The organism is Curtobacterium sp. MCBD17_028, from assembly GCF_003234875.1.
Taxonomy (GTDB): domain Bacteria; phylum Actinomycetota; class Actinomycetes; order Actinomycetales; family Microbacteriaceae; genus Curtobacterium.
In genome coordinates this window covers 426,589-453,083 of the sequence record NZ_QKTQ01000002.1, presented here as the reverse complement: position 1 = coordinate 453,083, position 26,495 = coordinate 426,589, and the positions used below count along the sequence as shown (strand labels likewise).

Genomic DNA, 26,495 nt, shown 5'->3' with positions numbered 1-26,495 from the left:
GCGAGAGGGAAACGCCCGGTCACATTCCGAACCCGGAAGCTAAGCCTCTCAGCGCCGATGGTACTGCAAGGGGGACCTTGTGGGAGAGTAGGACACCGCCGGACTCAACGTCAGGGAAGCCCCTGATCACTCGCTCGAGGAGCGTGCTGATCAGGGGCTTTTCGTCGTCTCCGGTCGGTGTCGACGGGCGTCACGGTAGGATCGGGGCGTCATGACAGCGCCATTCACCACCGCCTCCGGCTCCGACGTCCGAGTTCGTTTCTGCCCGTCACCGACGGGGACGCCCCACGTCGGACTGATCCGGACGGCCCTGTTCAACTGGGCCTACGCACGGCACACCGGCGGGACCTTCGTGTTCCGGATCGAGGACACCGACGCGGCCCGCGACAGCGAAGAGAGCTACGAGCAGATCCTCGACGCGCTCCGCTGGCTGCGGTTGGACTGGGACGAGGGCATCGACGTCGGCGGTCCGCACGGCCCCTACCGGCAGTCCGAGCGGTCGGACATCTACGTGGACGTCATCGAGCGCCTCAAGGCCGAGGGGCTCGTCTACGAGTCGTTCGTGACCCCGGAGGAGATGGAGGCCCGGAACCTCGCGAACGGCCGTGATCCGAAGCAGGGGTACGACAACTTCGAGCGCGACCTCACCGAAGCCGAGCGTGCGGGGTACCGGGCCGAGGGTCGGCAGCCGGCGCTCCGTCTCCGGGTCCCGGATCGCGATCTCGGGTTCGCTGATCTCGTCCGGGGCGACATCACGTTCCCCGCCGGATCGTTCTCGGACTTCGTCGTCGTCCGGCCGAACGGCAAGCCCTTGTACACGTTCGTGAACCCGGTCGACGACGCGCTCATGGGGATCACGCACGTGCTCCGCGGCGAGGATCTGCTCTCGTCGACGCCACGGCAGATCGCGCTGTACGAGGCCCTGGTGCAGATCGGCGTGACCTCGTTCGTGCCGCGGTTCGGGCATCTGCCCTACGTGATGGGCGAGGGCAACAAGAAGCTGTCCAAGCGCGACCCGGAGTCGAACCTGTTCCACCACCGGGCAAACGGGTTCATCCCCGAGGGTCTGGTGAACTACCTCGCGCTGCTCGGCTGGTCGCTGCGGGCGGACCAGGACGTCTTCTCCCTCGACGAGATGGTGGGGGCGTTCGACGTCGTGGACGTCAACCCGAACCCGGCGCGGTTCGACCCCAAGAAGGCCGAGTCGATCAACGGCGACCACATCCGACTCCTCGCCGTCGACGACTTCACGGACCGTCTGGTGCCGTACCTCGACGGCGTGCTGAGCGACCCGGTGACGGCGGACGAGCGGTCCGTGCTGCAGCGCGCGGCGCCGCTCGTGCAGGAGCGCATGAACGTCCTGAGTGATGCGCGGGGCATGCTCGGTTTCCTCTTCGTCGCGGACGACGACCTCACGATGGAGGACGACGCGCTCGCCACCCTCAAGGAGGACGCGCGGACCGTGCTCGACGCCTCCATCGACGCCCTCGAAGCGATCGAGGACTTCCGCGCGGAGCCCATCGAGTCGGCGCTCCGCGCTGCGCTCATCGACGGGCTCGGCCTGAAGCCCCGGGTCGCCTTCGGTCCGCTGCGGGTCGCGGTCTCCGGGCGACGGGTGAGTCCGCCGCTGTTCGAGTCGATGGAGATCCTGGGAAAGTCGTCGACGCTCACCCGGCTCCGCCGGCTCCGCGACCGGTGACGGACCCATCCGGAGCGGGAGCGGTGCCCCCGCGCCGCGCCCCTGCGGCGCCGCACGGCCCCGACGTGCCCCCCGCGGACGACTACGACGTCGTCGTGATCGGGGCCGGCCCTGCCGGGCTCAGCGCCGCGCTCAACCTCGTGCGCGCGCGCAGGCGGGTGCTGCTCGTGGACGCCAACCGCCCGCGGAACGCGGCGACGCTGCGGTCGCACGGGTTCCTCACCCGTGACGGTGTGTCGCCCCTCGAGCTCCGGAAGCTCGGTCGCGAGGAGGTCGAGGCCTACCCCGAGGCGACGGTCACACAGGCGGTGGTGGATGACGTCCACGCGGACGCTGGCGGCTGGGTGGTCTCGGGCGCCTGGCGGGGAACGCCCGTCGCGGCGCGCGGTGCGGCCGTCGTCGTGGCGACGGGACTCCGCGAGAGCTTCCCGAGCCTCCCGAGCCTCCGTGCGTTCTACGGGACGAGCGTGCACAGCTGCGTGGAGTGCGACGCGTACGAGAAGGCCGGGCAGCCGCTGGCGTTGATCGGGGAGACCGACGACCTGGCGGAGCGCGCGCTCGTGCTGGCGGCGTGGACGGACGACCTCGTCGTGTTCACGAACGGCGTGGGCCGTCTGTCGGAGGACGACCGCGCTCGCCTCCATGCCGCCGGGGTGGCTGTGGAGGACCGGGCGATCGCCGACCTCGAGGGCGGACGTGATGGACTGACGGGCGTCCGGCTCGTCGACGGCGTCGTGGTCCCGCGTGTCGCCGGCTTCGTGCGACCCCGGTGGCACGTCGATCTCGACTTCCTCGACACGCGGCTGGACCACGACGAGGACGGGTTCGTCGTGGTCGACCGGCACGGCCGGACGGGTGTCCCGGGACTGTACGCCGTGGGCGACGTCACCCCGCCCGGCCCCGAGCAGCTCATCGTCGCGGCTGGTGCCGGCGCCGTGACGGCCGCTGCCGTCCATCGTGACCTCGTCCGTGGTCTTCGGCCTGCTCGGGATGCTGTACAGTAGACACTCGGTTCCGGACACCACGGAACCATGGTCCGAGGCTGCCTCGTGACCATTGGGGTATGGTGTAATTGGCAACACGGCTGATTCTGGTTCAGTTGTTCTTGGTTCGAGTCCAGGTACCCCAGCAGCGAGCAGGCCCCCGAGCGATCGGGGGCCTGCTGCTTTTCCGGGGAACAGTCGCGAGCGCCCGGCGGGCGTGCCGGCCCGTCGACGGCACGATCTCCTGGGGCGAGCGCGAGGGACGGTGCCGCCACCGTCCCTCCCGCGCCGGGCGTCGCGCGCGGCCGTTCCGGTCAGCGGTACGTCGCACCCTGTCCGTAGAGGCTCTGCGTGAGTGCTGACACGTACGCGCTGTCGTCACCGTCGGGCAGGTCGTACGTCATGAACACGCCGTAGTGCTCCGCCTCGGTCCGTCGTGCGAGCGCCTGCGCGGTCGCGATCGGGGTGCTCTGGATGTCGACGGCGGCGGGGGAGAGCCGCGACTTCGGGAGGCCGGGTGTCGCCGGGGCGCTGTAGGTGCCGTAGTAGGGGTTCCAGGCGTAGTCGAGCTTCGAGCCGATGCGCGGGCTCGAAGCGTCGAGGCTGGTCGATGCCGGGCCGATGTCGTAGAACGAGAGCAGCTTGTGCGGCAGGTCTGCCCGGAGCGCCGAGATGAGCCAGCCGATCGACTGCCCGTTGGGCTGTGGCGTGCCGTTCACGCCGTAGTCCGAGTACTCGTCGTCGAGGTCGATGCCGTCGAGGCGGTACTTCGTGACGACGTCGCGGACCTGCCGTGCGAAGTCCGCGGCGGCGGCGGGTGTGGAGAAGTTCGCGATGCCGGCGCCCTGGTGGTTGCCGAGGATGGACAGCTCGACCTTGATCCCCTTCGCCTGGAGGGGCCGGATCTGCGTGGCGGCCTGGTCGAGCGTCGCCTGGACGTTGGCGTTGAGCGACAGCTGCGCCTTCGTGCCGTCGTCGTCGATGTTCGCGGCGAAGATGATCCCGATGTCGAACGCGTTCGCCCCGTCGGCGAGCGTGTAGCGGCCGACGTTCGCGAGCTGGTCGTTGTTGACCTCGACGTACGCGACGCTGGTCGGGCCGTGCTTGACGGCGTGGTGCTGCTGATGTCCGTGGTCCGGACGGCCTGCCGTCGCCGCGTTCGCAGCGGACGGTGCGAGCGGCACGGCCGCAAGCGTGATGGCGGCCGCGGCCCCGATGCACCATCGCCTGGTGCTCCTGGGGGTGACGGTCCCGCGGGTCCCGGTGGTGGTGGTGGTGGTCCTGCGCATGGCACTCCTCGTCGAGTGGGGTGGGTGGCGGTGTTCTTCGCCGTGGACCGAGCGTGGATGACTGAAGCGCTTCAGTCAACCCCGCACCAGCCTCGTCCTCGGAGTCGGGCCGGCGTCCAGCGGGTTGATAACGATGTGGTGTCGCGACGCCCCGAGCGGGTGCGCGCCTCCCCCTTCCGGGGGTACCGTCCCGAACCAGCGGGCAATGAGGCCTGCTCAGGCGTGTCGCCTGCGATCTCAACGAGGAGACGACAGTGGACAGGACACGAGGGAAGCTGCGCATCGTCTGTGCGGCCGGCGTCGCGGTGATCGGACTGACGTTGGCAGGGTGTTCGAGCGGCGGTTCCGGCTCGGGTTCGGGTGGCGGCGACGCGACCTCGGGCCAGACCAGCCGCGGGCCGATCACGTACGTGCAGGGCAAGGACAACTCGAACGTCGTCCGCCCGCTCATCGCCAAGTGGAATGCCGCGCACCCGGACGAGAAGGTGACGTTCAAGGAGCAGTCCGACCAGGCCGACCAGCAGCACGACGACCTGGTGCAGCACTTCCAGGCGAAGGACTCGGGGTACGACGTCGTCGACGTCGACGTCGTGTGGACGGCCGAGTTCGCGGCGAAGGGCTGGCTGACGCCGCTCACGGGGAGGATGCGGATCGACACCTCGAAGCTGCTCGCACCGACCGTGAAGACGGCGACGTACAACAACACGCTGTACGCCGCACCGCAGACGTCGGACGGCGCGCTCCTGTACTACCGCAAGGACCTCGTGACGACGCCGCCGACGACGTGGTCGGCCATGATGCAGGACTGCTCGATCGCCGAGCGGGCCGGGATCGGGTGCTACGCGGGTCAGTTCGCCAAGTACGAGGGCCTCACGGTGAACGCCTCCGAGGCGATCAACGGTGCCGGTGGATCGGTGCTCGCGAAGGACGGTTCGACACCGACGCTCAACACCGCGAAGGCCCGGGCAGGCCTGCAGAACCTGGTCACCGCGTTCAAGGACGGCGACATCCCCGCGGAAGCGATCACGTACCAGGAGGAACAGGGACGCCAGGCGTTCGAGTCCGGCAAGCTGCTGTTCCTGCGCAACTGGCCGTACGTGTACAACCTCGCGAAGACCGATGGTTCGTCGACGGTCAAGGACACGTTCGGGATCGCGCCGATCCCGGGCGCCGACGGCATCGGATCGTCGACGCTCGGTGGTCACAACGCCGCGATCAGCGTGTACTCGAAGCACAAGGCGACCGCGCATGACTTCCTCGAGTTCCTCGAGTCGAACGAGACCCAGAAGTTCTTCGCGACGCAGGGGTCCCTCGCGCCCGTCGTCGGGAGCCTCTACACGGATCCGGCCCTGACGTCGAAGCTGCCGTACCTGCCCACGCTGCTCACCTCGATCAAGAGCGCCGAACCCCGTCCGGTGACGCCGTACTACCCCGCGGTCACGAAGGCGATCCAGGACAACGCGTACGCCGCGCTCAAGGGCTCGAAGTCGGTGCAGCAGGCACTCAAGGACATGCAGGCCGCGGTCAAGTCGGCGTCGAACTCGAACTGACCCTCCAGGTCCTCCCGACCGACGGACGGGAGGCGCGGTGACGGAGCCGCGCCGCCCCTCCCGTCCGTTCCGTCCGGAGACCGGTACGAAGCGACACCAGGCGAGGAGGCCACCGTGTCAGCAGCAACAGAGATCCCGGCCGCGATCCCGGCCCCGTCGGGCATGGAACCACGACGTCGGGGACGGAGCGGTCTCAACGCCGCGCACGGCCGGTGGGCCGTCTGGCTCATCGGCCCGACCCTGCTCCTGCTCGCGATCGTCATCGGGTACCCGGTGGTGAGCGCGATCGTGCAGTCGTTCCAGAACGACGCCGGCCTGGACAAGGCGACCGGGATGTTCGTCAGCGGCGGCTTCGCCGGTGTCGCCAACTACGTGCACTGGCTCGGACAGCGGTGCGGCACCGGTGGGAGTGCGGTCGCGTGTCCGCCCGGCAGCCTCGGCGCGACGTTCTGGACGTCGTTCGGCAACACGTTCTTCTTCACCGCGGTGACGGTCGTCTTCGAGACCGTGATCGGGGTGTGGATGGCGATCATCATGAACCGACCGTTCACCGGGCGGGCGCTGGTCCGGGCCGCGGTGCTCGTTCCGTGGGCGATCCCGACCGCCGTGACGGCCAAGCTCTGGTACTTCATCTTCGACGTCAACGGCGTTCTCAACCAGGTACTCGGGACCCACGTGCTCTGGACGAGCGGGGAGTGGTCGTCGCGGTTCGCGATCGTCATCGCCGACACGTGGAAGACGACCCCGTTCATGGCGCTGCTCATCCTCGCGGGCCTGCAGCTCATCCCCGAGGAGGTCTACGAGGCCGGCAAGGTGGACGGTGCCACGACGGTCCAGCGGTTCCTCCACATCACGCTGCCCCTCGTCCGCCCGGCCCTCATGGTGGCCGTGCTGTTCCGGGTGCTCGACGCGCTGCGCCTGTACGACCTCCCGGCGATCCTCACGGGCGGCGGCGGGGGATCGGGGAACGCCACCACGACGCTCTCGATCCTCGTCGTCGAGCAGATCCGACAGGGGTTCAACTCCGCGTCGGCCCTGTCGACGATCACGTTCCTCGTGATCTTCGCCGTGGCGTTCCTGTTCGTCCGGTTCCTCGGTGCGAACGTCGTGCAGACGCAGGCCGCGCAGCAGAAGGGTGAACTCCGATGACCATCGCAGCGCCTCGGGCCCGCGCCGCCGTCCGCGATCGCGACACGACCACCTCGACCATCCGGGTCGAGCGGCACCGAGGTCCTGCGATCCGGACGGGCATCAGCGCCGCCGTGATCGTCATCTGGTGCCTCCTGCCCTTCTACTGGATGGTCGTCACGTCGTTCCGCGACGTCGGCTTCACGTTCGACGCGACGCCCTGGCCCACCCACGTGACGCTCGAGAACTACCGGACGGCGTTCTCCACCGGACTCGGCAACCACCTGGGACGTGCCCTCGGCAACAGCCTCGTCATCGGTGGGACCGTGACGGTGATCGCGTTGCTCGTCGGGACGAGTGCCGGCTACGCGTTGGCCCGACTCGAGTTCCGCGGCAAGTCGGTGATCGCCGGCGCGATCCTGGCCGCGTCCATGTTCCCCGGCGTGGCGCTCATCTCGCCCCTGTTCCAGCTGTTCACGGACCTCGGTTGGATGGGCACCTACCAGGCCCTGATCCTGCCGAGCATCTCGTTCGTGCTGCCGCTGACGGTCTACACGCTCACCTCGTTCTTCCGCGAGATGCCGTGGGATCTCGAGGAGGCTGCGCGGATCGACGGCTGCACGCGGATCCAGGCGTTCCGACGGGTCATCCTGCCGCTCGCCGCTCCCGCGGTCTTCACGACGGCGATCCTGGCGTTCATCTCGTCGTGGAACGAGTACCTCATCTCGAGTCAGCTCTCGAGCGACCGGACACAGCCGGTGACGGTGGCGATCGCGAGCTTCGCCGGCAGCCAGCCCCACCAGGAGCCGTACACGGCGGTCATGGCCGCGGGCACGATCGTCACGATCCCGCTCGTGATCCTCGTGCTCGTCTTCCAGCGTCGGATCGTCGCCGGCCTGACGGCCGGTGGCGTCAAGGGCTGATCGTGGCGCGCATGCGGCCGCCGCGCCCCACGGACACGACCGACACGTTGATCGGGTTCAGTGGGTTCTTCGGCGCGGTCCTCCTCGTCGTGACGATCACGTGCGAGCTCACCGGGCGGTCCGCGCTCGGATGGGCGCTCGCGTTGCTCGTCGTCGTCGCGCTCGTCGCGGCTCTGCTGCATCGGCGCGCGGCGCTCGTCCGCCGGACCGGCGGGCACGACGGACGGGAGGCCTCCCATGACGTCGGCGGGAGCGGCTGACGGATCGCGACCGCGCGCGGTCAGGACCCGAGGGTGCCGCCGGGCCGGTGCGGTGCCTCCCGGCTGACCGCACCCCGCGCAGCGAGCGCCGCGTCGAGCGCCAACGCGTCCCAGGGTGCGTGGCGCTCGGCGTCGTTGTCGAAGTAGACGAACGTGTCCCGCCCGGCGAGGAGGTGTTCCTCGACCCGGTGCGCCCACTGCCCGGTCGCGTGCTCGTCGTAGCCGCTGTGGTAGACCTCTGGACTGCCGTGCAGGCGCAGGTACGCGAAGTCGGTCGTCGGCTCGTCGAAGCGGGGCCAGGCCGTACCGGCGTCGCTGTCCACCAACGCCACCCGGTGCTGGCGGAGCACCGCGAGGTGGTCCGGCGTCACGGCGGCGGGGGTGCGGACCTCGAGCGCGTGACGGATGACCCGCTCGCCCGGCGTGCCGTCCCCGGATCGACCGTCACCGTCGCCGTCGGAACCGGGCACGCTGTCCGACGCGCGCACCTTCGCGTCGTGGTCGTCGGCGAGCGCCCGTGCGGCGTCGAAGGTCGTGGGCAGCTGGTCGAGGAAGGCGTCGAGGACGTCGGGGGTGGGGGCGAAGGCCGCGGGGAGCTGCCAGAGGACGGGCCCGAGCCGGTCCTCGAGCTCGAGGACGCCCGACGCCATGAAGTTCGCGAGCGCCGTGTGCACGTTCCGCAGGTGCAGCATGTGGGTGAGGTAGCGCCCGCCCTTCACGGCGAAGACGAAGCCGTCGGGGACGGCGTGCCGCCACGCCTGGTACCGCTCGGGACGCTGCAGCGAGTAGAACGAGCCGTTGAGCTCCACGGTCGGGAACCGATCGCCGACGTACTCGAGCCAGCGGCGCTTGGCGAGGCGCTGCGGGTAGAAGTCGCCCCGCCAGCCGTCGTACTGCCACCCGGAGAGCCCGACGCGGGCGACGGCGCCCGTCGGAGGGGCGCCGGCGGACCGGGCGAGCGCGCGACGGTCGGTGCCCCCGATGGTGGCGGTGCCCCCGATGCGCCCTTCGCCCTCGATGGACTCGGCGCGGTCGTCGGGGTCGGGGTCGGGCATCGCCCCACGGTATGCCCCGGCGCCGGGCCGACACACCGACGGCCGCTCGTTTTGCGTCGTGACCCGGACCTGTGTCATACTCTTCTGGTTGCCGGAACGGCCCCATCGTATAGTGGCCTAGTACGCCGCCCTCTCACGGCGGTAACGCGGGTTCGAATCCCGCTGGGGTCACGCGCACAGTGACTGCAGAACCAGCACGGCAGCCGCATGGAATCCCTCGCCCGCGGGCGGGGGATTCCGTCGTTCCGGCTTGGTACGCTCCAGGGGTCTCCGACCCGGCAGTGGGGCCTGCCGGACCCGAACCTCGCCGACCGGCCGGTCGAGCGACGACGGTCCCTGTCTCCGATCGCGCGTCCTCGACGCGCCCAGCAGATGGGAGCACCATGACCAACGCGTCCGGCGGACCGAGCGCCGCCCCCGCGTCGAGCGGTGGCAGCCTGCCGTCCGACCCTGACGTCGAGGTCGACGACACCGCGAGCGGTGCGCCGACCCGTCCGCCGCATTTCCGCTGGCCCTCCATCGGCCTCGTGGCGCTCGGCGGAGCGGTCGGGACGGCTGCGCGAGCGCTGATCACCTCGGCCCTGCCGTCCGGGCCCGCCTCGTGGCCGGTCCTCGGCATCAACGTCCTCGGCGCGTTCTGCCTCGGGCTCCTGCTCGAGGCGTTGACGCGCCGCGGTTCCGACGAGGGGCGCCGCCGATCCCTACGGCTCCTGTTCGGGACGGGCGTGCTCGGGGGCTTCACGACCTACAGCACGCTCGCGGTCGACGCGGCCACGCTGCTCCGGACCGGCCACGCTGGCACCGCGGTGGGGTACGGCCTCCTCTCGGTCGTCGCGGGCCTCGTCGCGGTCGTCGTGGGTCTGGTGGTCGCGGCGGTGACGCGCCCCGACGCCGGGGGAGCGCGTCGGTGAGCACGGTCGAACTCGTGCTCGTCGCGGTCGGCGGCGGCGTCGGCGCCGTGCTCCGCTTCGTCCTCGACGGCGCCGTCAGAGCGCACTGGCCGCGCTCCCTTCCCCTCGGGACGATCGTCATCAACGTGAGCGGATCGCTCGTCCTCGGGTACGTCACCGGACTCGGAACGGCCGGGCTGCTCCCGAGCCTGGTCGTCGCGACGCTCGGGACGGGCATGATGGGCGGGTACACGACGTTCTCGACGGCGAGTGTCGAGACGGTCCAGCTCGTGCGTGCCGGTCATCCGTGGCTCGCGCTGCTGAACGGGATCGGCATGCTCGTCGTCTCGGTCGGCGCCGCAGCGCTCGGCCTCCTCCTCGGAAGGAACACATGACCTCGGAACGCCCCGGTGAACTCGTCCTCGTCCGCCACGGAGAGACCGCGTGGTCGAAGAGCGGCCAGCACACCGGTAGGACGGACATCCCCCTGACGGAGAACGGCATCGAACAGGCGAAGCGCGCGGGGCGGTTCCTCGCCGATCGCGACTTCGCCCTCGCGCTGTCGAGCCCGCTCGAGCGAGCGCGCGAGACCGCGCGGCTCGTCGGCGTCGACGCCGAGCCGGACGAGGACCTGTTCGAGTGGGACTACGGCGCGTACGAGGGACTGACCACGCCGCAGATCAAGGTGCAGCGGCACGGGCCCTGGGACCTCTGGACCGACGGCGTCCCCGCCGGCGACACCCCTGGTGAGAACGCCGCCGAGGTCCGGGTCCGGGCCGAACGGGTGCTCGACCGGGCGCGACCGGTGCTCGCCGAGGGGCAGGACGCGATCTTCGTCGCGCACGGGCACGTGCTCCGCGCGATCGGTGCGGCCTGGATCCGACTCGCGCCGCAGGACGGCGCAGTCCTCGCGCTCTCGACCGCCTCGGTCAGCGTGCTCGGCTACGAACACGGCCGCCCGGTGATCGACCACTGGAACGTCCAGCCGGGATAGGCCCGACGGCCGGGAGGGCCGGGGCGGCCCGTCCCTCCCGGCCGTCGAACCGTCGGCCCCGGTGCCGGGAGTTCCGCGCTGTCGTTCCCCGTCCCTCCCAGCCGTCGGACGGCTCCCGGCCGTCAGACGGTGCGGATCGCGCTCGTCGCACCGAGGGGCCGGCCACGGCGACGCTCGACGGCGCCCCCGGCCAGGAGCAGGAGGACGCTCACGGCCGCCCCGAGCGCGGTCTGCACGATCCGCTCGACCGCGAGACGCTCGGGTGCCTCGGGGAGGCTGAGCCACGAGACGGCGAGGGCGAGCGGCGTGAGGAACAGCAGGCAGACCGCGTAGTTCCGCGCGACGAAGATCTCGGCCCAGAACTGGCCGAGCACCGCGATGAGGACGATCCACCAGTCCGTCGGGTGCAGGAGCAGGACGCCGACGGCGACCACGGTGCCGCCGATGGTGCCGACCACGCGCTGCACAGCGCGCTGGATCGTGTGCCGCTGCCGGAGCGCGGGGAGCGTCGACACGACCGCCACCACCGCCCAGTACGGGTGTCCCAGCCCCGTCGCCTCGCCGACCGCGCCGGCGACGAGCGCGCCGACCAGGTTGAGGCCGACGGTCTCCCACAGGGCGGGACTCCGCAGCACGGCGAAGGACCGGCGTCGTGGCTCGACGAAGGGTCGGAACAGGTGGCGCATCGACTCGCCCCACACGGCCCGGGCCAGGAACCCGCCCATCGACACCACCCAGGCGAACGCCACGGCGCCGAGGACGATCCCGACCACGCCCGGCAGCTGGGCCGGGGTCACCGGTACGAGCGAGCAGACGACGAACGCGAACACGGGGAAGATGGGCTGCGCGGGGATGGCCTGGAGGACCGAGAGCGTGCCGACCGCCACCACGAGGACGACCGCGAGTCCGACCGCCTCGGCCCAGAGCGGCGCCCCGGTCATGCTCATCGCGACGCCGGCGAGCATGCACGCGGCCTGCAGCAGGCCCGCGGTGGTGACGGTGACGACGCGTCGTCCGTAGGGCTCCCGCGCGCCCGGGATCGCGGCGAACCCGGCGAAGAGCGCGAAGGCGGCGTAGCCCGACAGACCGGAACCGATGAGCACGGCGAGCGGGACCCCGCCGGCCACGGCGGCCCGTGCCGCTCCCTCGATGTTGATCGTGCGGGCGGAGTGGGGCGGTCGTTCGGTCGTCGTCATGTCCTGTCCATCATCCCACCGGGCGTGCTGGGGGAGGACGCCCGGACGACGCGCGAGACGGAGAAGAACGACAGGTGTCGTCCTGCTGGTATACCAATCCGCGCCAGCATGCGGATCGGACCGGGAATGGACGCTCGAGGCCCGTGGTTCCGGGCATCCACGGGCCTCGGAGGGCCCGGACGCGAGCGTAGACTCGCTGGACCCGGCGCCCGCCGGGCCCGCGACACGCGGGAGGCGCACCTCGCTCGGGGTGCGCGGACGACCCGGTCGCCGTCCGACAGGACAGGCGACCACACGCATGGGAGGCACGAGGTCATGGGCAGGACGCTCGCCGAGAAGGTGTGGGACGACCACGTCGTGGTCAAGGGCGAGGACGGCACCCCCGACCTCCTCTACATCGACCTCCACCTCGTGCACGAGGTCACGAGTCCACAGGCGTTCGACGGCCTCCGCCAGGCCGGGAGGCCCGTCCGCCGCCCCGACCTCACCATCGCCACCGAGGACCACAACACGCCGACGCTCGCGATCGACCGTCCGATCGCCGACCCGACGAGCCGGACGCAGATCGAGACCCTGCGGCGCAACTGCGCGGAGTTCGGTGTCCGGCTGCACCCGCTCGGGGACGCTGAGCAGGGGATCGTGCACGTCGTCGGACCGCAGCTCGGCCTCACCATGCCCGGCATCACCGTCGTGTGCGGCGACTCGCACACCTCGACCCACGGCGCGTTCGGGGCCATGGCGTTCGGGATCGGCACGAGCGAGGTCGAGCACGTGCTCGCCACGCAGACGCTGCCGCTCAAGCCCTTCAAGACCATGGCGATCACCGTCGAGGGGACGCTGCGCCCCGGTGTCACGGCGAAGGACGTCATCCTCGCCGTGATCGCGCAGATCGGCACCGGCGGTGGTCAGGGCTACGTCCTCGAGTACCGCGGCAGCGCGATCCGGGCGCTCTCGATGGAAGGCCGGATGACGATCTGCAACATGTCGATCGAAGCCGGTGCACGCGCCGGGATGGTCGCACCCGACCAGACGACCTACGACTACCTCCGCGGACGGGCGCACGCCCCGAGCGGGCAGGACTGGGACGACGCCGTCGCCTACTGGGACACGCTGGCGACGGACGACGACGCCGTGTTCGACGCCGAGGTGTTCATCGACGCCGACGAGCTCGAGCCGTTCGTGACGTGGGGGACGAACCCCGGTCAGGGCGTCTCGCTGTCGGCGACCGTGCCCTCGCCGGCCGACTTCGCCGACGCCAACGCCCGTGCGGGCGCCGAACGGGCGCTCGAGTACATGGACCTCAACCCCGGCACCCCGATGAAGGCGATCCCCGTAGACGCGGTGTTCATGGGCTCCTGCACGAACTCGCGCATCGAGGACCTCCGCGCGTTCGCCTCGATCGTCCGCGGTCGGACCAAGGCCGAGGGCGTCCGGGTCATGGTGGTGCCCGGGTCCGCGCGGGTCCGCCTCGAGGCCGAGGCCGAGGGGCTCGACCAGGTGTTCCTCGACTTCGGCGCGGAGTGGCGGTTCGCCGGCTGCTCGATGTGTCTCGGCATGAACCCAGACCAGCTCGCCCCCGGCGAGCGATGTGCGTCCACGTCGAACCGCAACTTCGAGGGGCGCCAGGGCAAGGGCGGCCGGACACACCTCGTGTCACCGCTCGTCGCCGCGGCCACCGCCGTCCGGGGCACGCTGTCGAGCCCGTGGGACCTCGAGGAGGACGACGCGCGGCGTGCCGTGGACGAGGTCACGCCGGTCGGTGTCGCCGCTGGCCGCACGACCGTCGCCGACGCCGAGGCAGGCGTCGCGCAGCCCGAGGAGGAACACTGATGGACAACCTCTCGGTCGTGACCGGCGTGGCGGCACCGCTGCGTCGGGCGAACGTCGACACCGACCAGATCATCCCGGCCGTCTACCTCAAGCGGGTGACGAAGACGGGCTTCGAGGACGCCCTGTTCGCCGCCTGGCGGCAGGATCCCGGGTTCGTCATCAACCGTCCCGAGTACCAGGGTGCGTCCGTGCTCGTCGCCGGTCCGGACTTCGGCACGGGGTCGAGCCGGGAGCACGCGGTGTGGGCGCTCCGGGACTTCGGGTTCCGGGTGGTCGTCTCGCCGCGGTTCGCGGACATCTTCCGCGGCAACGCCGGCAAACAGGGGCTGCTGACCGCCGTGGTCACCGAGTCCGACGTCGAGCGGATCTGGGCGGCGATCGATGCCGCGCCCGGAGTCGAGGCGACGGTCGACCTCGTCGCGCAGCGCGTGTCGGTGGGTGATGTGGACGTCCCGTTCGAGATCGACGCATACACTCGATGGCGGTTGATGGAAGGGCTCGACGACATCGGGCTCACCCTCCGCGACGAACCGTCGATCACGGAGTTCGAATCCCGCCGCGCCTCGTGGCGGCCCGAGACATTGCCGGTGAAGTAAGTGAACTCTCTCGTACAGGACGCAGCGGCTGCAGGCGCTCGCGTCGGTCTCAAGTCGGACGAGATCGTCATCCGCGGCGGCAAGCCGCTCGTGGGACGCATCGAGGTCCGCGGCGCGAAGAACCTCGCGACCAAGGCGATGGTGGCCGCGCTGCTGGGCGACACACCCTCGATCCTCCGCGACGTGCCGGACATCAGCGACGTCAAGGTCGTCCGGGGCCTGCTCGAGGTGCACGGCGTCCGGATCAGCGATCCTGCCCGTGGCGAGCTCATCCTCGACCCCTCGAACGTCGAGAGCGCGCACTTCGCCGAGATCGACGCCCACGCCGGGTCGAGCCGCATCCCGATCCTGTTCTGCGGTCCGTTGCTCCACAAGCTCGGCGAGGCGTTCATCCCCGACCTCGGCGGTTGCCGCATCGGCGACCGCCCGATCGACTTCCACCTCGACGCGCTCCGCGCGATGGGCGCCGTCGTGGACAAGCAGGTCGCCGGCATCCACCTCGAGGCACCGAACGGTCTCAAGGGCGCGAACATCGAACTGCCGTACCCGAGCGTCGGCGCGACCGAGCAGGTGCTCCTCAGCGCCGTGCTGGCCGAGGGTGTCACCGAGCTGCGGAACGCCGCGATCGAGCCCGAGATCATGGACCTCATCGCGATCCTGCAGAAGATGGGCGCCGTCGTCTCCGTCGAGCCGAACCGGACGATCTTCATCGAGGGCGTCGAGAAGCTGCGCGGGTACACGCACCGGGCGATCAACGACCGCAACGAGGCCGCCAGCTGGGCCGCCGCCGCACTCGCCACGAACGGTGACATCTTCGTCGAGGGTGCCAAGCAGCAGGACCTCATGACCTTCCTCAACGTCTTCCGCAAGGTGGGCGGCGGGTTCGACATCCAGGAGGACGGCATCCGCTTCTACCGCGAGGTCGAGGTGCTCAAGCCCGTCGTCATCGAGACCGACGTCCACCCCGGCTTCATGACCGACTGGCAGCAGCCGCTCGTCGTGGCACTGACGCAGGCCGAGGGCCGCAGCGTGGTGCACGAGACCGTGTACGAGAACCGGTTCGGGTTCACGGACGCGCTCAACGAGATGGGTGCGGACATCGTCGTGCACAAAGAGGGACTGCCCGGCCACGACCGTCGAGTCGCTCGTCGTCCCTTCGAGCAGGCCGCGGTGATCACCGGACCCACGCCGCTGCACGGCGCGAACGTGCGCGTGCCCGACCTCCGGGGCGGGTTCAGCCACCTCATCGCCGCGCTCACCGCCAGCGGTGAGTCGCACATCACGAACGTCGGCATCATCAGCCGTGGGTACGAGCACTTCATCCCGAAGCTCCGCAAGCTCGGCGCGGACTTCGACTTTGCCGGGTGAGGGCGCGGTGCCGGACAACGGCACGGGGTCGACGAGCGGGCAGCAGGGCGGCGGGCGCGAGGTCGTCACCGCTGGCCTGCCCACCCCGGGACGGCGGTTCCACCGGGGCGACCTGAACGGTGCGTTCCGGGTCGTCGCGTCGATCGTCATCCCGATGATCCGGGTCGCTGCGCGGTTCCGGTGGCACGGGAGCACGCGGCTGCCGGCCGAGGGTCCGTTCATCGTCGCGCCGAACCACTACACGAACATCGACCCGCTCGTCGTCGGCACGGTCGTGTGGCTGCACCGTCGACTCCCGCAGTACCTCGCGAAGGCCTCGCTGTTCCGGGTCCCGGTGCTCGGGTACTTCATGCGCGGCATGGGCAACGTCCCCGTCGAGCGCTCCGGACGGACCCGCGGCAGCGACCCGCTCACCGGTGGTCGTGCCCTCGTGGCGGGCGGCGGCGGTCTCATCGTCTACCCCGAGGGCACGCTCACGCGCGACCCGGACCTCTGGCCCATGCGCGGGAAGACCGGCGCGGTCCGACTCGCGCTCGAGAACGACGTCCCGCTCATCCCCATGGCCCACTGGGGCACACAGCGCATCATGCCGCGGTACGGGCGCACGCTCCGGCTCTTCCCGCCGTCGCGCGTGGACGTCGCGATCGGCGAGCCGCTCGACCTCTCCGCGTACCGGGGACGTCCGCTCGACCAGCACCTGTTGCAGCAGGCCACCGCCGAGCTCATGCAGGCGATCACCGCGCTCGTCGAGGAGCTGCGCGGCGAGCGTGCACCCGCCGAGCGGTGGGACCCGGCAGCGAACAACCAGAAGGAGACCGGCCGCTTTGCCTGACGCGCCCGACCATCCAGGCCGCGGCGCGGTCGACACCGCCGCCATCAACGTCGTCCTCCGTCGCGCCGAGTCGCGACGGGTCGCCGTGCTGGGCGCGGGGAGCTGGGGCACAACGTTCGCCAAGGTGCTCGCGGAGGGCGGGGCCGACGTCGTGCTCTGGGCGCGTCGACCCGAGGTCGCGCGCGAGATCACCGAGACGAAGCGGAACTCCGACTACCTGCCCGGCATCAACCTCCCGCGCACGCTGACCGCCTCGGACCACCTCGACCGCGTGCTCGACGGTGCCGAGCAGGTCTACGTGTCGGTGCCCAGTCAGAGCCTGCGCGCGAACCTCGAGGCGGTCCGGACACTGCTGCCCGTCGAGGCGCCCGTCGTGAGCCTCATGAAGGGCGTCGAGAAGGGCACGGGCCTCCGGATGAGCGAGGTCCTCCAGCAGGGCCTCGACATCGATCCGGATCGGATCGCGGTGGCGTCCGGCCCGAACCTCGCACTCGAGATCGCACGACGACAGCCGACGGCGGCCGTCGTGTCGTCGACGAGCACCGACACCGCGACCGCCGTCGCGGCGACCGCCACGAACCCGTACTTCCGGTCGTTCATCAACACCGACGTCATCGGCACCGAGTTCGGCGGCGTGCTCAAGAACCTCATCGCGGTGGCCATCGGCATCGTCGACGGTGTCGGCTACGGCGAGAACACGAAGGCGTCGATCATCACCCGTGGCCTCGCGGAGATGACCGGGTTCGCGGTCGCCAACGGTGCGCGCCCCGAGACGCTCGCCGGTCTCGCCGGGCTCGGCGACCTCATCGCGACGTGCCAGTCACCGCTGTCGCGGAACAACACCGCGGGCCGACTGCTCGGCCAGGGCTACCGATACGACGAGGTCGTCCGGCAGATGAACCAGACCGCCGAGGGTCTGGCGTCGGTCGCTCCGATCCTGGCGCTCGCCGCCGACCACGGCGTCGACATGCCCATCGTCAGCCAGGTGGGCGAGGTGCTCGCCGGTAGGCTCGACCCGCGGAACATCGCGCCGCACCTGACCGAGACCGACGAACCCCAGGGCGAGTGATCCCATGACGCAGACGACCGCCATCGACGCCCGGCCGGCCGGAGCCGGGGCTCGGACCCGTGTCGTGGTCCTGTTCGGCGGCCGCTCGAGCGAGCACGCGATCAGCTGCGTGACCGCGGGCGGGATCATGGCCGCGATGGACCGCTCGCTGTTCGACGTCGTGCCGGTCGGCATCACCCGTGCGGGCGCGTTCACGTTGCAGTCGGACGACCCGGGCGCTTGGGCCCTACGCGGCTCCGACCTCCCCTCGGTCCCGGACAACGGCACCCGCGTGCGCTGGCCGGACTCGGTCGACTCCCGCGCCCTCGCGGTGGTGCAGGCCGACGGATCCATCACCTCGCTCGGCGACGTCGACGTCGTGTTCCCGATCCTCCACGGCCCCTTCGGCGAGGACGGCACGGTCCAGGGCCTCCTCGAGTTGGTGGGGCTGCCCTACGTGGGCGACGGCGTCCTCGCGAGCGCGGTCGGCATGGACAAGCACCTGTCGAAGGTCGTGCTCGAGCACGCCGGTCTCCGGGTGGCGCCCTGGACGACGGTCCTCCGCCGTGAATGGGACGCCGACGAGGCCGACGTCCTCGAGCGAGCGGCCGCGCACGGGTGGCCGCTGTTCGTGAAGCCCGCGCGTGCCGGGTCGAGCATGGGGGTCTCGCGGGTCGACGAGCCGGGACAGCTCCCGGCGGCGTTCGCGACCGCGTTCGAGCACGACAGCAAGGTCATCGTCGAGCCACGCATCGTCGGGCGCGAGATCGAGGTCGCGGTGCTCGAGGGTCGCGATGGCACCCCGCGCACGAGCCTCCCGGGCGAGATCGTCGTCGACGAAGCGGGGTTCTACGACTTCGAGGCGAAGTACCTCGGTGGCGACGAGCAGCTCCGGTGTCCCGCCCCGCTGTCCGAGGACGAGACCGACGAGGTCCGTTCCATCGCCGCCCGCGCCTTCGAGGCGATCGCCGGTTCGGGCCTCGCACGGGTTGACTGCTTCCTCACGGACGACGGGTTCGTCGTCAACGAGGTGAACACCATGCCCGGGTTCACCCCGTTCTCGATGTACCCCCGGTGCTGGGCCGCGTCCGGGCTGCCCTACCCGGACCTCGTCCGCGAACTCGTCGAGCTCGGGGCGGTCGCCGTCCGCTGAGCGGTCGTGGCGGGTCAGCCCGCCGGGGTGGCGCTCGCCGACGGCGTGGCGGGCGCGGAGGGCGTTGCCACGTCCGAGGGGTCGAGGCACGCGTGGCCGTCCTTCGGCAGGGTCGACACGGCGTCCCCGATGTCCTGCAGCACGTCGCTCGTCGCCGCCGTCGGATCGAGTGCGACCTGCACGGCGGGCGAGCGTCCGAACGTCGTGTAGACGATGGAGTCCTTCCGGGCGTCCCGGATCCAGTCGACCGATCCGAGGGTGAAGCACGGCAGGTCGGACACGGTCGGCACGGGCACGCCGCAGTGCAGGACCACGGCTGCCGGGGTGCCCCAGACGGCCGTGGACTGCGCGTTCGTGGCTCGGATCGCGAGCTTCGACTCGACGGTGGTGGGCAGGCGCACCTGGACCGCGGCGCAGGCCGCGGAGTTCGCCGCCGGCGCCGGCGTCAGCGCGACGGCGTCAGCACAGCCCTCGAGGGCCGCGACGAGGCCGACCGCCAGGGCGATCGCCCCGAGTGCCCGGGGGAGTCGGCGCGAGGAGTGCATCGCCATCAGGCTACCCGAGCGAACGGTACGGTCGGAGAGTGCACGACAGCGACGACACGGTGGGCAGCGTCGGCGAGCTCGGCGTGCTCGGTCGGATCACCCGTCGGCTCCCGTCCGCCGCATCCGCCCTGCTCGGCCCGGGCGACGACTGCGCGGTCGTCACCGCGCCGGACGGACGCTTCGTCGTGACGACGGACATGATGGTGCACGGCCCGGACTTCCGGTGGGCGTGGTCCTCGCCGACGGACGTCGGTTGGAAGGCGGCCGCGACGAACCTGTCCGACGTCGCTGCGATGGGGGCGCGCCCGACCGCGTTGCTCGTGGCGTTGGCCGTGCCGCCGCAGACCCCGGTGGGCGTGCTCGAGGCCATCGCCGACGGGTTCGCGGCGGCGTGTGCCACCCTCGCCCCGGGTTGCGGCGTGGTCGGCGGCGACCTGTCGACGTCGGCGACCGCGACGGTGACGGTCACGGCGTTCGGGGACCTGGAGGGCCGGGCGCCGGTGCTCCGGTCGGGCGCACGAGCGGGTGACCAGGTCGCGGTCGCGGGTGAACTCGGCGTCGCGGCCCGGGGACTCGCGCGGCTGTTCGCGGAGGGGGTCGACGACCGCGGCGAACCGGACGCCGAACGGACCGCGGCGTTCCTGGCGGCCTCGCCCGGGGGGACGGACCCGGGCGTCGAGCGGCAGCGTCGCCCCCGTCCGCCGGTCGCCGCGGGGGTCCTCGCCGCCCAGGCCGGGGCGACCGCGATGCTCGACCTGTCCGACGGGCTGGCGATCGATGCCGGTCGCGTGGCCCGGGCCAGCGGTGTCACGATCGACCTCGACCCGTCGGTGGTCCCGGAGGGGCCGGCCCTGCACGGCGGTGAGGACCACGGACTGTTCGCGACGTTCCCACGCGGGTCGGGCCTCCCGGCCGGGTTCCGGCGGATCGGGACGGCCGTGTCGGCGGCCGGTGCGCCGGGCGTGACGCGCGGTGGCGTCCCGGTGTCGACGCAGGGGTGGGACCCGTACGTGGGCTGGGACGGCGCCGTCGGCTGACACCAGGGACGAGCGCGGTGGGCGCCGGGGTCAGTCCGTGATGTCGGGCGCGGCCTCCCACGCGACGGTGTCGCCGTACGTGCGCTTGCTCCAGGCCTGGAGGCCGTCGGGCCAGGTCGGCTGCGGCGACCTGGTGCTGCGTTCCACGACCACGAGCGCCTCCGGCCCGAGCCGGGGGACGAGGGCCGCGAGCACGGCGTGGATCTCGTCCTCGTCCACCTCGTACGGCGGGTCGATGAACACCAGGTCGAAGCGGCGACCGGTGGATCGGAGGTACCCGAGCGCGGACTGTGCGTGGACGTCGATGTGGGTGGCGCCGCCGGTCCTCCGCTGGACCGACCGGGCGTTCTCGCGGCAGGCGGCTGCCGCGGGTGCTGCGCGGTCGACGAGCACGACCTCGACCGCGCCGCGTGACGCCGCCTCGAGGCCCAGAGCGCCCGTGCCGGCGTAGAGGTCGAGCACCGCCGCGCCGGCGACGAGTCCCCGCGCGTCGAGCGAGGAGAACAGGGCCTCGCGCACACGGTCGCTCGTGGGTCGCGTGCCGGCCCGCGGCACGCGCAGCGTCGTGGAGCCAGCGGCCCCCGCGATGATCCGGGTCACGCACGACACCGTATCGGCACCAGCGGACGTCGTGCACGGCCGGGAGGCCCGGTGCATGTCGGCGGGAGCGACTACCGTTGCGACGTGGTCACCGCCAGTCCCGCGTCCGCGTCGTCCCCGGCAGTCACTCCGGACCCGCTCGACGCACGGTTGAGTGGGGTGCTCGGCGGCCGCACCGCGACGGCCTTCGAGAAGGCGTTCGGCATCCGCACGGTGGGCGACCTGCTCGCGCACGCCCCGCGGCGGTACGCCGAGCGCGGCGCGCTGACGGCCCTCGACGAGCTCGCGGTGGGGGAGTCCGTGACCATCGTGGCCGAGGTCGTGGACGTCCGTGAACGGACGATGCGGCAGCGGCGCGGGTCCATCCTCGAGGCACGCATCGGCGACGGCAACGGCATCCTCACACTCACGTTCTTCAACCAGGGCTGGCGCGCGAAGGACCTCGTCGCGGGCGCACGCGGCATCTTCGCGGGCAAGGTGTCCGACTACCGGGGCGCACGGCAGCTCGCGCACCCCGACTACGAGCTGTTCGACGCCGACGACCCGCGGGCCACGGCCGACGCCGACGGCGAGCAGGCGATGCGCTGGTCGCGACAGCCGATCCCGATCTACCCGGCGACCTCGACGCTGTCGTCGTGGCAGATCGCCAAGGCCGTCGGGGTCGTGCTCGACACGTTGCCCGAGCTCGAGGACCCGGTGCCGTCGTCGGTGCGCGCCCGACTGGGCCTGCTCGGGCACCGGCGCGCGCTCGAGCTCCTGCACCGGCCCGAGCGGACCGCCGACTGGAAGGCCGCGCAGGACGCGCTCCGGTACCGCGAGGCCTTCGTGCTGCAGACCGCGCTCGTCCGACGGCGCCTGGCCGCGCGGGCGACCGCGTCGACGCCGCGGGTCGCGGCGCCGGGTGGCGTGCTCGAGCGCTTCGACCGGCACCTCCCCTTCACGCTGACGGACGACCAGACGGCCGTCGGCGCGGAGATCGCCGCCGACCTGGCCGAGCACCACCCCATGCACCGGCTCGTGCAGGGCGAGGTCGGATCCGGCAAGACCCTCGTGGCGATCCGCGCGATGCTCACGGTGGCGGAGTCCGGCGGCCAGTCGGCGCTCATCGCACCGACGGAGGTCCTGGCGGCGCAGCACCTCCGCTCGATCGTGCGGTTCCTCGGACCGGACCTCGCCGCCGAGCTCCGGCCGGTGATCGTCACCGGTTCCCAGTCCTCCCGCGAGCGGCAGCGGGCGCTCCTCGCGGCGGCGAGCGGCGGGTCACGGCTCGTCGTCGGCACGCACGCGCTCCTCGGCGATCGGGTCGACTTCGCCGAGCTCGGCCTGGTCGTCGTCGACGAGCAGCACCGGTTCGGCGTCGAACAGCGCGAGGCCCTGCGCACCAAGGGCAGGACCCCGCCGCACGTGCTCGTCCTCACCGCGACCCCGATCCCGCGCACCGTCGCCATGACCGTCTTCGGCGACCTCGACGTGTCGACGATCCAGGGGCTGCCCTCGGGTCGGGCCGGCGTCGAGACCCACACCGTCGCCCTCGCGGACCACCCGGGTTGGGAGCACCGGATCTGGACCCGGATGGCCGAGGAACTGGCGTCCGGGCGGCAGGCGTTCGTCGTGTGCCCGGCCATCGAGGACGGCTCGGTCGAGGAGGGCGAGGAAGCCGGTGACGACGCGGTCCAGGCCGACGCGGGCGCGACGGGTCCCACTCGTCGTCCCCCTGCCACCGTCGTCGGGACGGCGGAGCGGATCCGCGCGATGCCGGAGCTGCGGGACCGGCGGATCGCGGTCCTCCACGGTCGGATGCCCGCCGAGGACAAGGACGCCACCATGACCGCGTTCGCCGCCGGGGACGTCGACGTGCTCGTCGCGACGACCGTGATCGAGGTCGGCGTCGACGTCCCGAACGCCTCGATGATGGCGGTCCTCGACGCCGACCGGTTCGGGGTGTCCCAGCTGCACCAGCTCCGTGGGCGCATCGGGCGTGGCGGTCACCCGGGCGTCTGTCTGCTCGTGACGAGCGCCGAGGACGGCACACCGGCGCGCGAGCGCGTGGACGCGGTGGCCGGCTCGGACGACGGGTTCGAGCTCGCACGCGTCGACCTCGAACTCCGACGTGAGGGCGACGTGCTCGGTGAGCGACAGTCGGGCGGCCGGTCGTCGCTCACGCTCCTGCGGGTCGTGCGGGACGCCGACGTCATCGTCGACGCCCGGGGTGAGGCGGAGCGGTTGTTGACGGCGGACCCGACGCTCGAGCACCACGCCGTGCTCCGGGCCGCGCTCGACCGGCGCCTCGACGAGACCGACGCGGCGTTCCTCGGCAAGAACTGACACGGCGGCGTCGGTAGGGTCGGTCCATGCCCCAGATCGCCGTCGTCCCCGGCTCGTTCGACCCCGTCACCGTCGGGCACCTCGACGTGATCCAGCGTGCCGCCACGATCTTCGACGAGGTCCACGTCCTCGTCGTGCACAACCCGGACAAGACGAGCAGCCTCTTCGACGCCGCGGAACGGGTCCGGCTCATCGACGCCGCGCTCGACGAGGCCGGGTTGCACGACGGCGTCCGGGTGGAGTCGTGGTCCTCCGGTCTGCTCGTGGACTACTGCCGGCAGGTCGGTGCGCGCGTGATCGTCAAGGGGGTGCGGTCGAGCGCGGACGTCGCGTACGAGACACCGATGGCGGCCGTGAACCGCGACCTCGCGGGCGTCGAGACCGTGTTCGTCGTCCCCGAGCCCGGTCGCTCGCACGTGTCGAGTTCGCTCGTCCGGCAGGTCGCGTCGCTCGGTGGGGACGTCTCGCCCTACGTGCCGCGGGTCGTGGTGGAGGCCCTGGCCCACTGACCCGGAGCGGTGACCGTCGGTGGCGGTCGCCGCCGTCCTGCCCGCACCGCACCGGGTGCGCGCCGCATGCTGGCGCTCGCTCTCGGGCGGGATGCGCGGTAGGATCGATCCTCGTGCCTGGCTTCGTGAACACCCCGTACACCCTGCCGGTGCGTGACATCATGCACCGCCCGGGCGAGATGCGCGAGCACGTCATCGACGTCGAGCTCGCGGAACCGTTCGGTGCCGGACAGGTCGCCGTACCGGTCGGTGGGGCGCTCCACGTCGAGGTCCGACTCGAGGGGCTGCACGAGGGGATCCTGGTGTCCGGCCACGCCGACGCCGAGGCCGTCGGCGAGTGCAGCCGCTGTCTGATCGACATCACCGAGCCGGTCGAGGTCGATTTCACCGAGTTGTTCGCGTATGATGCCTCGGAGGATTCTGATCTCCAGGTTCACGATGATCACGTGGATTGTGAACCGGTGATCCGAGACGCGGTGGTGCTCGCACTGCCGTTCCGACCGGTCTGCCGACCGGACTGCCCAGGACTGGACCCGGTGACGGGTGAGCGCCTGGCGGACGTCGGCGAGCGTGTGACCCCAGAGGTCATCGACCCGCGCTGGTCCGCGCTCGCAGCACTCCGAATCGACACCACCGACCCCGACGGCGCTCGTCCTGACGCCGACAAGGAAGAGAGATAAGCCATGGCCGTTCCCAAGCGCAAGAAGTCCCGCGCCAACACGCACGCCCGCCGCTCGCAGTGGAAGGCGGCGCCCGTCGCGCTCGTGAAGACCGTCGAGAACGGCAAGGTCACCTACAGCCTCCCGCACCGCGCCAAGGTCGTCGAGGACAGCGCCGGCACCGCGCTCTACATGGAGTACAAGGGCCGCAAGGTCGCCGACGTCTGATCGAGGCGGATCAGTGCGTGCAGCGTCCGGTTCCCGTGGGTCGACCCCCGCGGAGTCGGACGCTGCACGTCTGCTGGCCGTCCTCGACGTCGACGTCGACCCGGATCTCGTCGACCTGGCGTTGACGCATCGCTCGTTCGCCTACGAGCACGGGGGCATCGCGCACAACGAGCGACTCGAGTTCCTCGGTGACTCGATCCTCGGGCAGGCCGTGACGGTCAAGCTCTACCGCGACTACCCGGATCTGGACGAGGGCGAGCTCGCCAAGCGACGCGCGAGTCTCGTGTCGACCGTCGCCCTCGCCGAGATCGCCCGCATCATCGGCCTCGGCGCCTTCCTCAAGCTCGGTCGCGGCGAGGAGCTCACGGGCGGCCGGGACAAGTCGTCGATCCTGGCCGACACGGTCGAGGCCGTCATCGGCGCGACCTACCTGTCCGCGGGGCCGGACGTCGCCACCGCGCTCGTGCTGCGCCTCGTGGAGCCCCTGCTCGTCGACCCCGACCGCTTCGGCGCCGCGATGGACCCGAAGACGAGCCTGCAGGAACTGGCGTCGGCACGGTCCCTCGGCAACCCCGCGTACCGGGTCACCGAAGAGGGCCCCGACCACGACAAGACCTTCCACGCCACCGTGGTGCTCATGGGCGAGGACATCGCGAGCGGTACCGGATCGAGCAAGAAGAACGCCGAGATGGCCGCGGCGCTCGGCGCGTGGACGCGACTGTCCGGCCGCGGCGAGGAATCGGTCGACCTCCTCGCGGCGGACGGCCCCGACGCCGGCACGGGTGACGCCCGCTAGTGCCCGAACTCCCCGAGGTCGAGGTCGTCCGCGCGGGCCTCGAACCGGCCGTCACGGGCGCCCGCGTGCTCGACGTCCACGTCGTCGACGAGCGCGCTCTGACGCGACACCGGGGCCCGGCCGAGGACTTCGTCGCCCGCCTGACCGGGCGCACCGTGCAGGCCGCCGTGCGGCGCGGCAAGTTCCTGTGGATGCCGCTCGACGACGTCGGCGCGGGTCCCGAGGCCCTCGTGGCGCACCTCGGCATGAGCGGCCAGATCCTGCTCGGTCGGGACCGCCCGGCCGCTCGGCACCGCAGGGTGGTCCTCGCGGTGCAGCCCGCGGGCCGGACCGCCGACGGCCTCGTCGAGCCGCCGGTCGAGCTCGAGTTCGTCGACCAACGGACCTTCGGTTCGATGGCGGTCGACGCGACCGTCCCGACCGTCGACGGCGCACCCGCGGGGCACGCCGGTGCCGCCGACCAGGCGGATCCCGACGGGGCGTGGCGACGGCGGATCCCGACGCAGGTGTCGCACATCGCACGGGACCCCCTCGACCCCGCGTTCGACGACGCGCGGTTCGTCGCGCTCGCGCACCGGCGGCACAGCGGCATCAAACGGGTGCTGCTCGACCAGGGTGTGGTCAGCGGGATCGGCAACATCTACGCGGACGAGAGCCTGTGGGCGGCCCGGCTGCACCACGACCGCCCCGCCGACGCATTGAGCCGGCGCGCGCTGACCGGCCTGCTCGACGAGGTGCGCGCGGTGCTCCGCCGGGCGCTCGAGGACGGCGGCACGAGCTTCGACGCCCAGTACGTCAACGTGAACGGGCAGTCCGGGTACTTCTCCCAGCGGCTCGCCGTGTACGGGCGACAAGGTCAGCCGTGCCCCCGCTGCGGGGCGACGATCGTGCGCGAGGCGTTCATGAACCGCTCGAGCCACCGCTGCCCCGTGTGCCAGCGTCGGCCGCGGTCGCGCCTGGGCTAGCCTGTGCCCACCGATCGCGCGAGCATGGAAGGCCGTC

27 protein-coding genes, 2 tRNA genes and 1 rRNA gene are annotated in these 26,495 nt (G+C 71.6%); 25 read left to right on the top strand and 5 right to left on the bottom strand.

The window, feature by feature from the left end:
* The 4 genes from rrf to DEI86_RS04410 all read left to right on the top strand — a co-directional run.
* Positions 1-104: ribosomal RNA gene (gene rrf / locus DEI86_RS04425) — 5S ribosomal RNA — on the top strand; the annotation flags it as partial.
* 107 nt (positions 105-211) lie between these two features.
* Positions 212-1,699 carry a glutamate--tRNA ligase gene (gene gltX / locus DEI86_RS04420; RefSeq protein ID WP_111048879.1) on the top strand — a complete coding sequence of 496 codons (1,488 nt, stop codon included), beginning with the start codon at positions 212-214 and terminating at the stop codon, positions 1,697-1,699.
* Between the two features lie 65 nt (positions 1,700-1,764).
* The gene (locus tag DEI86_RS04415; RefSeq protein WP_111048878.1) at positions 1,765-2,703 is read left to right on the top strand and encodes an NAD(P)/FAD-dependent oxidoreductase; all 939 of its coding nucleotides are present in this window, start codon (positions 1,765-1,767) and stop codon (positions 2,701-2,703) included.
* Between the two features lie 53 nt (positions 2,704-2,756).
* A tRNA-Gln gene (locus DEI86_RS04410) sits at positions 2,757-2,828 on the top strand.
* Positions 2,829-2,996: 168 nt separating this feature from the next.
* Here the strand turns inward: DEI86_RS04410 and DEI86_RS04405 are convergent.
* Entirely contained in the window at positions 2,997-3,971 is a 975-nt protein-coding gene (locus tag DEI86_RS04405) for an endo-beta-N-acetylglucosaminidase H (protein ID WP_111037167.1), read from the bottom strand.
* Positions 3,972-4,225: 254 nt separating this feature from the next.
* On the opposite strand from DEI86_RS04405, the gene DEI86_RS04400 reads away from it, so the two are divergent.
* The 4 genes from DEI86_RS04400 (at position 4,226) to DEI86_RS04385 (ending at position 7,832) form a co-directional block, all read left to right on the top strand.
* Complete coding sequence (locus DEI86_RS04400; protein ID WP_258376457.1) at positions 4,226-5,521, top strand: ABC transporter substrate-binding protein; 1,296 nt, start codon at positions 4,226-4,228, stop codon at positions 5,519-5,521.
* Positions 5,522-5,683: 162 nt separating this feature from the next.
* The gene (locus DEI86_RS04395) at positions 5,684-6,670 is read left to right on the top strand and encodes a carbohydrate ABC transporter permease (RefSeq protein ID WP_111013701.1); all 987 of its coding nucleotides are present in this window, start codon (positions 5,684-5,686) and stop codon (positions 6,668-6,670) included.
* Positions 6,667-7,572: a carbohydrate ABC transporter permease gene (locus DEI86_RS04390; RefSeq protein ID WP_111009319.1), complete on the top strand. Its 906-nt coding sequence runs from the start codon at positions 6,667-6,669 to the stop codon at positions 7,570-7,572. The genes DEI86_RS04395 and DEI86_RS04390 overlap by 4 nt, the downstream gene beginning before the upstream one ends.
* An 11-nt stretch (positions 7,573-7,583) precedes the next feature.
* Entirely contained in the window at positions 7,584-7,832 is a 249-nt protein-coding gene (locus DEI86_RS04385; RefSeq protein WP_111009318.1) for a hypothetical protein, read from the top strand.
* A gap of 20 nt (positions 7,833-7,852) precedes the next feature.
* Here DEI86_RS04385 and DEI86_RS04380 read toward each other — a convergent pair whose 3' ends face one another.
* Positions 7,853-8,887, bottom strand: coding sequence for a DUF72 domain-containing protein (locus DEI86_RS04380; RefSeq protein ID WP_111048877.1), 1,035 nt, complete (start codon positions 8,885-8,887; stop codon positions 7,853-7,855).
* Positions 8,888-8,985: 98 nt separating this feature from the next.
* Between DEI86_RS04380 and DEI86_RS04375 the strand changes: the two genes are divergently transcribed.
* The 4 genes from DEI86_RS04375 to DEI86_RS04360 all read left to right on the top strand — a co-directional run bounded on the left by DEI86_RS04375 (position 8,986) and on the right by DEI86_RS04360 (position 10,771).
* Positions 8,986-9,058, top strand: a tRNA-Glu gene (locus DEI86_RS04375).
* 212 nt (positions 9,059-9,270) lie between these two features.
* Positions 9,271-9,798 (top strand): CrcB family protein, encoded by a 528-nt coding sequence (locus tag DEI86_RS04370; RefSeq protein ID WP_111048876.1) that lies wholly within the window; start codon positions 9,271-9,273, stop codon positions 9,796-9,798.
* Positions 9,795-10,172: a CrcB family protein gene (locus DEI86_RS04365; protein WP_111027136.1), complete on the top strand. Its 378-nt coding sequence runs from the start codon at positions 9,795-9,797 to the stop codon at positions 10,170-10,172. Before DEI86_RS04370 ends, DEI86_RS04365 begins: the two co-directional genes overlap by 4 nt.
* Complete coding sequence (locus DEI86_RS04360; RefSeq protein ID WP_111009314.1) at positions 10,169-10,771, top strand: histidine phosphatase family protein; 603 nt, start codon at positions 10,169-10,171, stop codon at positions 10,769-10,771. The genes DEI86_RS04365 and DEI86_RS04360 overlap by 4 nt, the downstream gene beginning before the upstream one ends.
* 122 nt (positions 10,772-10,893) lie before the next feature.
* On the opposite strand, the gene DEI86_RS04355 is transcribed toward DEI86_RS04360, so the two are convergent.
* A complete protein-coding gene (locus DEI86_RS04355) occupies positions 10,894-11,967 on the bottom strand; it encodes an FUSC family protein (RefSeq protein WP_181439691.1) in 1,074 nt (357 codons plus the stop codon).
* 315 nt (positions 11,968-12,282) lie between these two features.
* Here DEI86_RS04355 and leuC point away from each other — a divergent pair, with 315 nt between their 5' ends.
* Genes leuC through DEI86_RS04325 form a run of 6 tightly spaced genes read left to right on the top strand, consistent with a single transcriptional unit; the run spans position 12,283 to position 18,794 of the window.
* Positions 12,283-13,797: a 3-isopropylmalate dehydratase large subunit gene (gene leuC, locus DEI86_RS04350; RefSeq protein WP_111048874.1), complete on the top strand. Its 1,515-nt coding sequence runs from the start codon at positions 12,283-12,285 to the stop codon at positions 13,795-13,797.
* Positions 13,797-14,393 (top strand): 3-isopropylmalate dehydratase small subunit, encoded by a 597-nt coding sequence (leuD, locus tag DEI86_RS04345; RefSeq protein WP_111048873.1) that lies wholly within the window; start codon positions 13,797-13,799, stop codon positions 14,391-14,393. Before leuC ends, leuD begins: the two co-directional genes overlap by 1 nt.
* Positions 14,394-15,761 (top strand): UDP-N-acetylglucosamine 1-carboxyvinyltransferase, encoded by a 1,368-nt coding sequence (murA, locus tag DEI86_RS04340; RefSeq protein ID WP_111009310.1) that lies wholly within the window; start codon positions 14,394-14,396, stop codon positions 15,759-15,761.
* A 7-nt stretch (positions 15,762-15,768) separates the two neighbouring features.
* Positions 15,769-16,593, top strand: a complete 825-nt coding sequence (locus DEI86_RS04335) for a 1-acyl-sn-glycerol-3-phosphate acyltransferase (RefSeq protein WP_258368495.1) — start codon at positions 15,769-15,771, stop codon at positions 16,591-16,593.
* 43 nt (positions 16,594-16,636) lie between these two features.
* Positions 16,637-17,662 carry an NAD(P)H-dependent glycerol-3-phosphate dehydrogenase gene (locus DEI86_RS04330; RefSeq protein ID WP_111009379.1) on the top strand — a complete coding sequence of 342 codons (1,026 nt, stop codon included), beginning with the start codon at positions 16,637-16,639 and terminating at the stop codon, positions 17,660-17,662.
* A gap of 4 nt (positions 17,663-17,666) precedes the next feature.
* Positions 17,667-18,794: a D-alanine--D-alanine ligase family protein gene (locus tag DEI86_RS04325; protein ID WP_111013707.1), complete on the top strand. Its 1,128-nt coding sequence runs from the start codon at positions 17,667-17,669 to the stop codon at positions 18,792-18,794.
* A 14-nt stretch (positions 18,795-18,808) separates the two neighbouring features.
* On the opposite strand, the gene DEI86_RS04315 is transcribed toward DEI86_RS04325, so the two are convergent.
* Entirely contained in the window at positions 18,809-19,339 is a 531-nt protein-coding gene (locus DEI86_RS04315) for a DUF3515 family protein (RefSeq protein ID WP_181434890.1), read from the bottom strand.
* Between the two features lie 38 nt (positions 19,340-19,377).
* On the opposite strand from DEI86_RS04315, the gene thiL reads away from it, so the two are divergent.
* Positions 19,378-20,376, top strand: coding sequence for a thiamine-phosphate kinase (gene thiL / locus DEI86_RS04310; protein ID WP_111013709.1), 999 nt, complete (start codon positions 19,378-19,380; stop codon positions 20,374-20,376).
* A 30-nt stretch (positions 20,377-20,406) separates the two neighbouring features.
* Here thiL and rsmD read toward each other — a convergent pair whose 3' ends face one another.
* Complete coding sequence (gene rsmD, locus DEI86_RS04305; RefSeq protein ID WP_111013710.1) at positions 20,407-20,976, bottom strand: 16S rRNA (guanine(966)-N(2))-methyltransferase RsmD; 570 nt, start codon at positions 20,974-20,976, stop codon at positions 20,407-20,409.
* Positions 20,977-21,060: 84 nt separating this feature from the next.
* Here rsmD and DEI86_RS04300 point away from each other — a divergent pair, with 84 nt between their 5' ends.
* The 6 genes from DEI86_RS04300 (at position 21,061) to mutM (ending at position 26,458) form a co-directional block, all read left to right on the top strand.
* Positions 21,061-23,301, top strand: coding sequence for an ATP-dependent DNA helicase RecG (locus DEI86_RS04300; RefSeq protein WP_111013711.1), 2,241 nt, complete (start codon positions 21,061-21,063; stop codon positions 23,299-23,301).
* 26 nt (positions 23,302-23,327) lie between these two features.
* Positions 23,328-23,810, top strand: a complete 483-nt coding sequence (gene coaD / locus DEI86_RS04295) for a pantetheine-phosphate adenylyltransferase (RefSeq protein WP_111013712.1) — start codon at positions 23,328-23,330, stop codon at positions 23,808-23,810.
* Between the two features lie 125 nt (positions 23,811-23,935).
* Positions 23,936-24,490, top strand: coding sequence for a DUF177 domain-containing protein (locus DEI86_RS04290; protein WP_111009304.1), 555 nt, complete (start codon positions 23,936-23,938; stop codon positions 24,488-24,490).
* A 3-nt stretch (positions 24,491-24,493) separates the two neighbouring features.
* Positions 24,494-24,697 (top strand): 50S ribosomal protein L32, encoded by a 204-nt coding sequence (gene rpmF / locus DEI86_RS04285; RefSeq protein WP_111009303.1) that lies wholly within the window; start codon positions 24,494-24,496, stop codon positions 24,695-24,697.
* A gap of 70 nt (positions 24,698-24,767) precedes the next feature.
* Positions 24,768-25,493, top strand: a complete 726-nt coding sequence (gene rnc, locus DEI86_RS04280) for a ribonuclease III (RefSeq protein WP_258368504.1) — start codon at positions 24,768-24,770, stop codon at positions 25,491-25,493.
* On the top strand, positions 25,493-26,458 hold the full coding sequence (gene mutM, locus DEI86_RS04275; protein ID WP_111048872.1) for a bifunctional DNA-formamidopyrimidine glycosylase/DNA-(apurinic or apyrimidinic site) lyase: 966 nt from the start codon (positions 25,493-25,495) through the stop codon (positions 26,456-26,458). The genes rnc and mutM overlap by 1 nt, the downstream gene beginning before the upstream one ends.
* Positions 26,459-26,495 lie beyond the last annotated feature (37 nt).